The following is a 12,121-nucleotide window of genomic DNA, read 5'->3' on the forward strand; positions in this document are numbered from 1 at the left end:
GGATCGCGTGGCATCACACGCCCGGCACTGGGCGGAGGGAGCTCAGCCGGCGTTGCGCAGCAACGGCTGCGGCGTCGAGGGCGACTCCACGGCCGGGGCCAACTCAGCGAACAGACCCATCGCGGCCGCAATGGTGCGGTCAACCAGGGAAGCGAAGTCCTCGAAGGAGCTGCCCTCCGGGATCCACTGAGACTTGCGGGCCGAAACACCCATGCGCTTCGAACCGCAGGGGCCCTGCACGATCGCCGTGAGTCCGCGGTTCTGCTGGTTCCACGTGTCGGCGAGGCGGGTGAGCCAGAGGCGGTCGGTCAGCGGGAAACTACGCGCGGGGGTGACGGTGATGGTCACCATGTCGTCGAACGACGAGGAGATCTCGAGGTGGACATGCAGCCGATGTGGGCGAGCGTTGACGACACAGAAGTACTCGCCCTCGTGGTCGCCCCGCAAGAAGCGCAGCCCACAGGTGAACAGGTAACGCTCGATCAGGTTTGCGCACGCCGACTGGTTGCTCATGCGTCCATGGTGGGGCCCGCGTCTTTGCGGATCCTTTGAGCGGAGCCAACAGCGGCCGAAGAATCTCTTGAGAATCTGCTGAGAAACCGGGGCCCGGCTAGGCCGCCAAGCGGGCTACCTCGACCATCGCGGCGGTGACCTGCGCGATCTCGGCCGGCGTGCAGATATACGGCGGCATCGCGTACACCAGGTTACGGAAGGGGCGAAGCCAAACACCGCGGTCCAGCGCCGCCGGGGTGGCGACGGCGAGGTCGACCGGCCGGTCGCACTCGATGACGCCGATGGCGCCGCACACGCGGACGTCGGTGACCCCGGGCAGCGTCCGGGCCGGTCGCAGCCCGTCGGCCAGCCCGGCGGAGATCTCGGCGACCCGGGACCGCCAGTCCTGCCCCAACAACACCTCGATGCTCGCCACCGACACCGCGCAGGCCAGCGGATTCGCCATGAAGGTGGGCCCGTGCATCAGGGCGCCGGCCTCCCCGGCGCTGACGGTGTGCGCGATCTCGGTGGTGCACAGGGTCGCGGCCATGCTCAGGTACCCGCCAGTCATCGCTTTGCCCACGCACATGACGTCCGGGCTGATCCCGGCGTGGTCGGCGGCGAAGAGCTCGCCGGTGCGGCCGAATCCCGTGGCGATCTCGTCGAACACGAGCAGCACCTCGTGGCGACGGCAGATGTCGCGCAGGTCCCGCAGGTAGCGAGGGTCGTGGAAGCGCATGCCGCCGGCCCCCTGCACGACGGGCTCGACCACCACGGCCGCCAGCTCGGCGGCGTGCTGAGCCAGTCGCCCCTCGAAGGCCTCGCTGTAGCCGGGGTCGTAGTCGCGGGGAACCTGAGGGGCGAAGATCTGGCGGGCGAGGATGTCCGTCCAGAGCGCGTGCATCCCCCCGTCGGGGTCGCAGATGCTCATCGGGGTGAAGGTGTCCCCGTGGTAGCCGCCCCGCCAGGTCATCAGCCGGCTCTTCGCGGGCCGCCCGCGGGCGCGCCAGTACTGCAGCGCCATCTTCACCGCGACCTCCACCGACACCGAGCCGGAGTCGCTGAAGAAAACGGTGTCCAGGCCCGGCGGCGTGATGTCGACCAGCAACTGGGCGAGCCGGGCCGCCGGCTCGTGGGTCAGGCCACCGAACATCACGTGGTTCATCACGCCGAGTTGGGTGGTCAGCGCGGCGTCCAGGACCGGGTGGCCGTGGCCGTGGATCGCGGTCCACCAGGAGCTCATGGCGTCGAGCGCCTCCACCCGCGCGCCGTCCCGGACCAGCGTCAGCCACGCTCCGCGGGCGGCGACGGCGACCACGGGTGGCAGGGATTCGCTCCCGATGGTGCTGTAGGGATGCCACAGGTGGGCGGCGTCGATGGCGCTGATCTCCCCGGGCGTCAACCCGATTCTCGGCGCAGGCATAGTGATCGAGGGTAAAGCAGCCGGGTCGCGCAAATCCCGGCCATCGGGAAGCATGGGACGGCATGGCCCGGCCGCAACAGCCCGAAGTCCCCTACCCCGCCGACGAGAGCGATCCGCCGTCGGTGCAGAAGGCCGCCGCCCCTGCTGAACCTGCGGCACCCAAGGTTCTTCGTCTGCGAATCGCCGCGTGGGACGTCGTGTGCACCGTCATCCTGTTGGTTCTGCTGGTGGTGCTGGCCACCGCGACGTCCTGGCCCGCCAAGCTCTTCGGCTTCCTGGAGCACGCGTGCGAGGGGGACACCTGTGGCGCGGTGCCCTTCGGCATCGACTACTACATCCGTCCGCTGGCGTGGGGTGGCGTCGGCGCGGCGATCGCCGCCGCGGTGGTGGGCCCGCTGGTCTCCCTGCTGAAGGGCTGGTACATGTCCTTCTGGCCGGTTTTGTCGCTGGCCATCCTCATGGTGAGCTCCGTCGCCGGCACTTTGTTGACCACTTTCAGCCAGCGTTACTGGGTCTGAGGCCCCGCCGCGCTGAGACCCGCGTCACAGCCGCGGGGGCGCAATTCGGCGGCGCAGTCACCAACGGGTCACGTTCCGACAAATAATCATTCGCGCATGTCATCCGCCATTTTCAGGCGGACCTTTCTGTTGTAGAAGTGTCTGTAGTGACTGGTGTGAAAACGGCGGCGGGACCGTCCGATTCGAGCACCACGTGTCATGCAGCGCCGCCGGACCCCGTCGGAGAGGCCCAGGCCCGCTGCAGGAGCGGCCGAGGCGCGCGGTCACCGCGCCGAGGCCGGAGGAAGGAATAGACATGAAACGGATCTACGCATTCGGGATCGGTCTCGCACTGCTGGTGGCCCCCCTGCTCGGCCTCGGTGTCGCCGCGGCCGACCCCGGCACCCGGCCGATGGACTATCAACAGGCCACCGACGTCGTCATCATGCGGGGTCTCTCCCAGCGCGGGGTGCCCTTCTCGTGGGCCGGCGGTGGCCCCACCGGGCCGACCCTCGGCAAGGGTTCGGGCGCCATGACCGTCGGCTTCGACGCCTCGGGGCTCATGCAGTACGCCTACGCCGGCGCGGGCATCAGGCTGCCGCGCTCCTCCGGCGAGATGTACCGGCTCGGCCAGAAGATCCTGCCCCAACAGGCCCGCAGGGGCGACCTGATCTTCTACGGCCCCGAGGGCACGCAGAGCGTCGCGATGTACCTGGGCAACAACCAGATGCTCGAGGTGGGTGACGTCGTCCAGGTGTCGCCGGTGCGCAGCAACGGCATGACGCCCTACCTGGTCCGGGTCCTGGGGGTCCAGCCGATGCCGCAGACCGCGCCGACGCAGCAGGCGCCCTTGCAACAACAGCCGGCCCAACAGCTGCCCGGCCAGCAGGTGCCGGCGCAGCAGGCCCCGCTGCAACAGCAGCAGGCACCGCTGCAGCAGGTCCCCACGCAACAGGCACCGCTGCAGCAGGCACCGGTCCAACAGGCGCCCGTCCAGCAGGCGCCGGTCCAGACGGCACCCCTGCAACAGCAGCCCCTGCAGCTGCCCGCGCAGCAGGCGCCCGTCCAACAGGCGCCCGCCGCCACCGCGCGCTAACTCGCTCGGCCCCGAACCGCCACTCGCTCCTCAACAGGGAACGGGTGGCGGTTTTGGGTAAATTGGCGGTCGACCATGCTTACCCTCTCGCCGCCTCCCCCGCCGATCGCCGCCGCGCGGCCGGTCACCACGGGGACGCCGTCGACCGGCTTCTATCGTCATGATCTCGACGGCCTGCGCGGTGTGGCCATCGCGTTGGTGGCCGTTTTCCACATCTGGTTCGGCCGGGTGTCCGGCGGCGTGGACGTGTTCCTGGCGCTGTCCGGATTCTTCTTCGGCGGCAAGGTCATTCGCGCGGCGCTGAACCCCGGCGTCTCGATGACGCCGGCCGCCGACGTGGTCCGCCTCATCCGACGGCTGGTGCCCGCGCTGGTCGTGGTGCTCGCCGCCTGCGCGGTGCTGACCATATTCGTGCAACCGCAGACCCGCTGGGAGACGTTCGCCGACCAGAGCCTGGCCAGCCTCGGCTACTACCAGAACTGGGAGCTGGCCAACACGGCGTCGGACTACCTTCGGGCCGGCGAGGCCGTCAGCCCGCTGCAGCACATCTGGTCGATGTCCGTGCAGGGCCAGTTCTACGTCGCCTTCCTGCTGCTGATCGCCGGCTGCGCCTACCTGTTCCGGGGCAAAATGGGCGCTCACCTGCGGACCTTCTTCCTGGCGCTGCTGACCGCGCTCACGGTGGCGTCGTTCGTCCATGCCGTCTTCGCCCACCTGGACGACCAGACGACCGCCTACTACAACAGCTTCGCCCGGGCGTGGGAGTTGCTGCTCGGCGCCCTGGTGGGCGCGCTGGTGCCCTACGTCCGCTGGCCGGGGTGGCTGCGCGCGGCGGTGGCCACCGCGGCGCTGGGCGCGATCCTGACGTGCGGCGCGTTGATCGACGGCGTCCGTGAGTTCCCCGGCCCGTGGGCCCTGGTGCCGGTCGGGGCCACCATGCTGATGATCCTCGCCGGCGCCAACATGCGGGGCGGCGAGCGGCTGCCGCTGCCCAGCCGGCTGCTCGCGACCGCGCCGCTGGCGGCGCTGGGCGCGATGGCGTACTCGCTGTACCTGTGGCACTGGCCGCTGCTCATCTTCTGGCTCTCCTACAGCGGCCACCGGCACGCTGGCCTCCTCGACGGCGTCGCGGTCCTCCTGGTGTCCGGTGTGCTGGCGTACCTGACCACGCGGCTCGTCGAAGACCCCCTGCGGATCCGCGGAACGGATCAGGCACCGGTGAGCCCCTGGCTGGCGCGGCTGCGCCGCCCCACCATGGCGCTGGGCTCCGTGGTGATCCTGCTGGGCGTGACGCTGACGGCGACGTCCTTCACCTGGCGCCAGCACGTCACGGTCCTGCGGGCGGCGGGCAAGGAGCTCAGCGTTCTCAACGCCCAGGACTATCCCGGCGCCCGCGCCCTCACTGAGCACGCGCGGGTGCCGACGCTGCCGATGCGGCCGACGGTCCTGGAGGTGAAGGACGACCTGCCCCGCTCCACGCGGGACGGCTGCATCAGCGACTTCGTCAACCCGGCGGTGGTCAACTGCACCTACGGGGATACGACGGCCGCCCGGACCATCGCGCTGGCCGGCGGGTCGCACGCCGAGCACTGGTTGCCGGCGCTGGACCTGCTCGGCAACCAGCACCACTTCAAGGTCGTCACGTACCTGAAGATGGGCTGCCCGTTGTCCACCGAAGAAGTGCCGCTCATCATGGGCAACAACGCGCCCTACCCGCAGTGCCGCGAGTGGGTGCAGCGCACGATGGCCAAGCTCGTCGCCGACCGACCGGACTACGTGTTCACGACGACGACGCGGCCCTGGAACATCAAGTCCGGTGACGTGATGCCGGCGACCTACGTCGGCATCTGGCAGGCGCTGGCCGACAACAACATTCCGATCCTCGGCATGCGGGACACCCCCTGGCTGGTCAAGGACGGCAAGCCGTTCGACCCGGCGGACTGCCTGGCCAAGGGCCGCAGCGCGCAGTCGTGCTCGATCAAGCGCTCCGACGTCCTGTCCGACCGCAATCAGACCCTCGACTTCGTCGGGCAGTTCCCGCTGCTCAAGGTGCTTGACATGTCCGATGCGATCTGCCGCCCGGACATCTGTCGCCCGGTGGAGGGAAACGTGCTGATATACCACGGCGCCCACCACCTGTCCCCCACCTACGTACGGACGATGACCGGTGAGTTGGGCCGTCAGATCGCCGCCGCCACGGGCTGGTGGTAACGGCACTCGGCCCGCCCGTCGCGCGGATAGGGTCGAGTGATGCCGACCAACGATCGCGCCTCAGAAACAGGCTCGAAAACAGGATCAGCGGGTAACCAACGGCCCAAGCTGGCCACCGTCTGGCCGGGGACCCCGTATCCCCTCGGCGCCTCGTATGACGGGGCGGGCACCAACTTTTCGGTGTTCTCCGAGATCGCCGAGCGGGTCGAGCTGTGCCTGATCGACTCCCAGGCCAACGAGACGCGGATCCCCCTGGACGAGGTCGACGGATACGTCTGGCACGCCTACCTGCCGAACATCACGCCCGGGCAGCGCTACGGGTTTCGGATCTACGGGCCCTGGGAGCCGACGGCTGGCCACCGCTGCGACCCGAGCAAGTTGCTGCTCGACCCGTACGGGAAGGCCTTCCACGGCGACTTCCAATTCGGCCAGGCCCTGTACTCCTACGACCTCGAGACCGTCGATGTCAACGACCCCACTAGCGCCGACCCGGGCACGCCCCCGATGGTCGACTCGCTGGGCCACACCATGACCAGCGTGGTGAGCAACCCGTTCTTCGACTGGGGCTCCGACCGCGCGCCGCTCACCCCCTATAACGAGACCGTCATCTACGAGGCGCACGTCAAGGGCATGACGCAGAACCATCCCGGCATCCCCGAGGAGCTGCGCGGCACGTACGCCGGGCTGGCCCACCCCGCGGTCGTCGACCACCTCAAGTCGCTGCACGTCACCGCGCTGGAACTGATGCCGGTGCACCAGTTCTTGCACGACTCCCGACTGCTGGACCTGGGCCTGCGAAACTACTGGGGCTACAACACCTTTGGCTTCTTCGCCCCACACAACCAGTACGCGGCCAACCGCAAGGCCAGCGTCGCGGAATTCAAGTCAATGGTGCGCACGCTGCACGAGGCCGGCATCGAGGTCATCCTCGACGTGGTGTACAACCACACTGCCGAGGGCAACCACCTCGGGCCGACGATCAACTTCCGCGGCATCGACAACGCCGCGTACTACCGGCTCGTCGACACCGACCTGCGGCTGTACAAGGACTACACCGGCACCGGCAACAGCCTCAACGCCCGCCACCCCCACGTGCTGCAGCTCATCATGGACTCGCTGCGGTATTGGGTGACCGAGATGCACGTCGACGGGTTCCGCTTCGACCTGGCCGCGACGCTGGCCCGCGAGCTGCACGACGTCGACCGGCTGAGCGCGTTCTTCGACCTGGTGCAGCAGGATCCGATCGTCAGTCAGGTCAAATTGATCGCCGAGCCGTGGGACGTCGGCGAGGGCGGATACCAGGTCGGCAATTTCCCGGGTTTGTGGACCGAGTGGAACGGGAAGTATCGCGATACTGTGCGTGACTACTGGCGGGGCGAGCCCGCAACCCTCGGCGAGTTCGCGTCCCGGCTGACCGGGTCGTCGGACCTGTATGAGGCGACCGGCCGCCGGCCCAGCGCCAGCATCAACTTCGTCACCGCACACGACGGCTTCACGCTGAACGACCTGGTCTCCTACAACGAGAAACACAACGAAGCCAACGGCGAGGACAACCGGGACGGGGAAAGCCACAACCGGTCGTGGAACTGCGGCGTCGAAGGCCCGACCGACGACCCCGACATCCTGGCGCTGCGCGGTCGGCAGATGCGCAACTTCTGGGCCACCCTGATGGTCAGCCAGGGCACGCCGATGATCGCGCACGGCGACGAGTTCGGACGCACCCAGAACGGCAACAACAACGTGTACTGCCAGGACTCCGAATTGTCCTGGATGGACTGGTCATTGGTGGACAAGAACGCCGACCTGCTGTCCTTCGCCCGCCGGGCGACCGCGCTGCGCAAGAGCCATCCGGTATTCCGGCGGCGCCGGTTCTTCGACGGCGAGCCGATCCGCACCGGTGACGAGGTCCGCGATATCGCCTGGCTGACACCCGGTGGCCAGGAGATGACACACGAGGACTGGGGCAAGAGCTTGCACAAATGCGTGGCTGTGTTCCTCAACGGCGAGGCGATCACGGCGCCGAACGCCCGCGGCGAGCGGGTGGTCGACGACTCATTCCTCTTGTGCTTCAACGCACATGACCAACCAGTGGAGTTTGTGATGCCTGACGCCGACTATGCCTACGAGTGGACGGTGGAACTCGACACCGCCGAACCGGTGCACGCCGACCGCGTGGTGAAGACCGAGGAGACGGTCACGTTGCCGTCGCGTTCGCTGCTCGTGCTGCGTAAGACGATGTGACGCATGGCGTTACCCATTCTGTCGACCTACCGGTTGCAGCTGCGCGGCGAATCGAGCGGGTTCGCGTTCACGTTCGCCGACGCCGAGAACCTGCTTGGCTATTTTGAGGGCCTCGGCGTATCGCATCTGTACCTGTCGCCGATCATGACCGCCGCGCCCGGATCCAATCACGGCTACGACGTCACCGACCCGACGACGGTGTCACCGGAGCTCGGCGGGCGCGACGGGCTGGCGCGGCTGTCGGCCGCGGCCCGCGAGCGCGGCATCGGCTTGATCGTGGACATCGTTCCCAACCACGTCGGGATCGACCAGCCCCAGCACAACGCGTGGTGGTGGGATGTGTTGCGGCACGGGCGTTCCTCGGACTACGCGACCTACTTCGACATCGACTGGGATCTCGACGACGACGGCCGGATCGTGTTGCCGATCCTGGGCTCCGACGACGACGTGGCCGACCTGAAGGTCGACGGCGACCTGCTGCGGCTCGGCGATCTGGCGCTTCCCATCGCCCCGGGGACGGCGGAGGGAACCGGCCCGGAGGTGCACGACCGCCAGCACTACCGGATGGTGGGCTGGCGCAACGGCGTCTGCGGCTACCGGCGGTTCTTTTCGATCACCTCGCTGGCCGGGCTGCGTCAGGAAGACCGCGCGGTGTTCGACGCCACCCACGCCGAGGTCGCCCGGTGGTTCGCCGAGGGGCTGGTCGACGGCATCCGCATCGACCATCCCGACGGACTGTCCGATCCCTGCGGCTATCTGGCGTGGCTGCGCGAGCTGGTGGGCCCGAACGGCTGGATCGTCATCGAGAAGATCCTGGCCGTCGACGAGGCGCTGGAACCCACCCTCCCGGTGGGCGGGACCACCGGCTACGACGTGCTTCGCGAAGTGGGCGGGGTGTTCGTCGACCCGAGCGGCGCCCCGGCGCTCACCGAGCTGGTCGAGTCGGCGGGCTCGGAATTCAGCGACTACGGCGCGATGCCGCGGATGTTGACCGAGCTCAAGATCCGCTCGGCCACCGACACGCTGGCCAGCGAACTGCGCCGGCTGCGCCGCAGCATCGTGGCGGCGGCGGGGGCCGACCACCCGCAAATCCCCGAAGCGGTGGCCGCGCTGCTCACCCACATCGGGGTCTACCGCTGCGACTATCCGGGCCTGTCCGCGGTCCTGCCCACCGCACTGGCCGAAACCCAATTCACCGCACCGGAATTGGCGCCCGCACTACAGGTGATCGCCGCCGCGCTGGCCCGCGGCGGCGAGCCCGTCACCCGGCTGCAGCAGTTGTGCGGAGCGGTGACCGCCAAATCGGTCGAGGATTGCTACTTCTACCGCGACGCCCGGCTGGTGTCGCTCAACGAGGTCGGCGGTGAACCGCACCGGTTCGGCGTCGGCGCGGCGGAGTTCCATGAGAGCGCGGCCACCCGCGCCCGCATGTGGCCGCACACCATGACGACGCTGACCACCCACGACACCAAACGCGGGGAGGACGTGCGCGCGCGCATCGGCGTGCTGTCGCAGGTTCCGTCGCTGTGGACGGAGTTCCTCGCACGCTGGGAAGCCGCGGCCCCCTCCCCCGATCCCGCGACCGGACAGTTTTTGTGGCAGAACATCTTCGGCGTGTGGCCGGTGAACGGCCAGGTGACCGAGGAACTACGCGACCGGCTGCATGCCTACACCGAGAAGGCGATTCGCGAGGCCGCGCTGCACACCACGTGGAACGAACCCGACGAGGCGTTCGAGGGTGCCGTGCACGGCTGGCTGGACACGGTGCTCGACGGCCCGGTGGCCGGACAGATGACCGAACTCGTCGTCCAACTCAACCCGCACGCGGCCAGCGACGCCCTGGGACAAAAGCTGCTCGCCCTGACCGTGCCGGGGATCCCCGACGTCTATCAGGGCACCGAACTGTGGGACGACAGCCTCGTCGACCCCGACAACCGGCGTCCGGTCGACTACGCCGCCCGCCGCACGGCGCTCGAGGCATTGGAGCACCCCAAGATCCGGGTCGTCACCGCGGCGCTGCGGCTGCGCCGCTCCCACCCGGACACCTTCCTGCGCGGCGCATACCTTCCCGTGCTGGCCGGCGGCGAGGCCGCCGACCACGTGGTGGCCTTCCAGCGGGGCGACGACATCCTCGTGGCGGTGACCCGCTGGACCGTGCGGCTGGCCGAAAAGGGCTGGGGCAACACGGTGTTGCCGTTGCCCGAGGGCACCTGGAAAGACGCGCTGACCGGTGCCGTCGCGGACGGACCGACGTCGGCAGCCCAACTGTTCGCGGACCTGCCGGTCGTACTGCTGGAGCGCCACCATGACTGAGTTCCGCGTCTGGGCCCCCAAACCCGAACTTGTGCGGCTCGACGTCGACGGGCGGGTCCACCCGATGACCCGCTCGGACGACGGGTGGTGGCACGCGCAGGTCGACGCCGCGCCGGACGCCCGCTACGGTTTCCTGCTCGACGACGACCCGAAGGTGTTGCCCGACCCGCGCTCCCCCCGTCAGCCCGACGGGGTGCACGAGCGCTCTCAGCTGTGGGACGCGAACCGGGCGGCCTGGACCGACGGCGACTGGGCCGGGCGACCGGTCGAGGGCGCGGTGATCTACGAACTCCATGTGGGCACCTTCACCCCGGCGGGCACGTTCGGATCGGCGATCGAAAAGCTGGACTATCTGGTCGATCTGGGCGTCGACTTCGTCGAGGTGATGCCGGTGAACTCCTTCGCCGGCACCCACGGCTGGGGATACGACGGCGTGCTCTGGTACAGCGTGCACGAGCCGTACGGCGGTCCCGACGGCCTGGTCGCGTTCGTCGACGCCTGCCACGCCCACGGGCTGGGGGTCTTGATCGATGCGGTGTTCAACCACCTCGGCCCGTCCGGCAACTACCTGCCGAAGTACGGGCCCTACCTGTCGTCCGGCAGCAACCCCTGGGGGGAAGGCATCAACATCGCCGACGCCGATGCCGACGAGGTGCGCCGCTACATCATCGGGTGCGCGCTGCGCTGGATGCGCGACTTCCACGCCGACGGCCTGCGCCTGGACGCCGTGCACGCGCTGGTGGACACCACCGCCATCCACATCCTCGAGGAGATGGCGACCGAAACCGATTGGCTGTCCGAGCAGTTGGGCCGCCCCTTGTCGCTGGTCGCCGAGAGCGACCTCAACGATCCCCGGCTGATCACCCCCCGCGATCGCGGCGGCTACGGGCTGACGGCGCAGTGGGCCGACGACATCCATCACGCCATCCACACCGCCGTCTCCGGCGAGCGCCAGGGCTACTATGCCGACTTCGGTTCGCTGGCGACGCTGGCGCAGACGCTGCGCCACGGCTACTTTCACGCGGGCACCTATTCGTCCTTCCGCCGCCGCCGCCACGGGCGGCCGCTGGACACGACTGAAAAGACAGGCATCCCGGCGACCCGGCTGGTCGCCTACACCTGCACGCACGACCAGGTGGGCAACCGAGCGCTGGGCGACCGCCCGTCGCAGAACCTGACCGGCGGCCAGCTGGCGGTCAAGGCCGCGCTCGCGCTCGGATCGCCCTACACGGCAATGCTGTTCATGGGCGAGGAGTACGCGGCGTCGACGCCGTTTCAGTTCTTCAGCTCGCACCCCGAGCCGGAGTTGGCCAAGGCCACCGCGGAGGGACGCAAGGCCGAGTTCGCCGAGCACGGCTGGGACGCCGACGAGATCCCCGATCCGCAGGACCCGCAGACCTTCCTGCGGTCCAAGCTGAACTGGGACGAGGTCGACTCCGGCGAACACGCCCGCCTGCTCCGCCTGTACCGCGACCTGATCGCGCTGCGGCACAACGATCCGGACATGGCCGACCCGTGGCTGGACGACCTCGCGGTCGACTACGACGAAGACCAGCGTTGGATCGCCCTGTCCCGCGGCCGGTTGCGCATCGTGTGCAACCTGGGCGCCGAACCCGTCAAGGTCCCGGTGACCGGTGACGTGGTGCTCGCCTGGGGCGAGCCCGAGGTCGATGGCGACAGCGCTGTGCTGGAAGGGCATTCGTTCGCCGTCATCCGCGCCGCCGGCTAGGGACTTTTCGGCGTGTCGCCGCCCGGGGTTCACCCGCGGCGCGATCACGGCCCGCGGCGGCTCGCGTACAGTGGCGGATATCGCTTATATTGCCTAACTAACGCGCCGCCGCGCGGAAA

At 68.9% G+C, this 12,121-nt stretch carries 8 protein-coding genes; 6 read left to right on the plus strand and 2 right to left on the minus strand.

From position 1 onward, the window contains the following. Nucleotides 1-42: 42 nt before the first annotated feature. On the minus strand, nucleotides 43-513 hold the full coding sequence (locus tag BN971_RS06005; protein ID WP_085180234.1) for a hypothetical protein: 471 nt from the start codon (nucleotides 511-513) through the stop codon (nucleotides 43-45). 97 nt (nucleotides 514-610) lie between these two features. Further along, nucleotides 611-1,915 carry an adenosylmethionine--8-amino-7-oxononanoate transaminase gene (locus tag BN971_RS06010; protein ID WP_085180235.1) on the minus strand — a complete coding sequence of 435 codons (1,305 nt, stop codon included), beginning with the start codon at nucleotides 1,913-1,915 and terminating at the stop codon, nucleotides 611-613. Between the two features lie 62 nt (nucleotides 1,916-1,977). On the opposite strand from BN971_RS06010, the gene BN971_RS06015 reads away from it, so the two are divergent. The 6 genes from BN971_RS06015 to treZ all read left to right on the plus strand — a co-directional run bounded on the left by BN971_RS06015 (nucleotide 1,978) and on the right by treZ (nucleotide 12,002). After that, nucleotides 1,978-2,433, plus strand: coding sequence for a hypothetical protein (locus tag BN971_RS06015; RefSeq protein WP_085180236.1), 456 nt, complete (start codon nucleotides 1,978-1,980; stop codon nucleotides 2,431-2,433). A 295-nt stretch (nucleotides 2,434-2,728) separates the two neighbouring features. Further along, nucleotides 2,729-3,508 (plus strand): NlpC/P60 family peptidoglycan-binding protein RipD, encoded by a 780-nt coding sequence (gene ripD / locus BN971_RS06020; protein ID WP_085180237.1) that lies wholly within the window; start codon nucleotides 2,729-2,731, stop codon nucleotides 3,506-3,508. A 75-nt stretch (nucleotides 3,509-3,583) separates the two neighbouring features. Next, nucleotides 3,584-5,719: an acyltransferase family protein gene (locus tag BN971_RS06025; RefSeq protein ID WP_085180238.1), complete on the plus strand. Its 2,136-nt coding sequence runs from the start codon at nucleotides 3,584-3,586 to the stop codon at nucleotides 5,717-5,719. 39 nt (nucleotides 5,720-5,758) lie between these two features. Continuing rightward, on the plus strand, nucleotides 5,759-7,960 hold the full coding sequence (glgX, locus tag BN971_RS06030; RefSeq protein ID WP_085180239.1) for a glycogen debranching protein GlgX: 2,202 nt from the start codon (nucleotides 5,759-5,761) through the stop codon (nucleotides 7,958-7,960). A gap of 3 nt (nucleotides 7,961-7,963) precedes the next feature. Beyond that, a complete protein-coding gene (gene treY, locus BN971_RS06035) occupies nucleotides 7,964-10,273 on the plus strand; it encodes a malto-oligosyltrehalose synthase (protein WP_085180240.1) in 2,310 nt (769 codons plus the stop codon). Beyond that, a complete protein-coding gene (gene treZ, locus BN971_RS06040; protein ID WP_085180241.1) occupies nucleotides 10,266-12,002 on the plus strand; it encodes a malto-oligosyltrehalose trehalohydrolase in 1,737 nt (578 codons plus the stop codon). Before treY ends, treZ begins: the two co-directional genes overlap by 8 nt. Nucleotides 12,003-12,121 lie beyond the last annotated feature (119 nt).

It is taken from the genome of Mycobacterium bohemicum DSM 44277 (assembly GCF_001053185.1).
In the GTDB taxonomy this organism is placed as follows: domain Bacteria; phylum Actinomycetota; class Actinomycetes; order Mycobacteriales; family Mycobacteriaceae; genus Mycobacterium; species Mycobacterium bohemicum.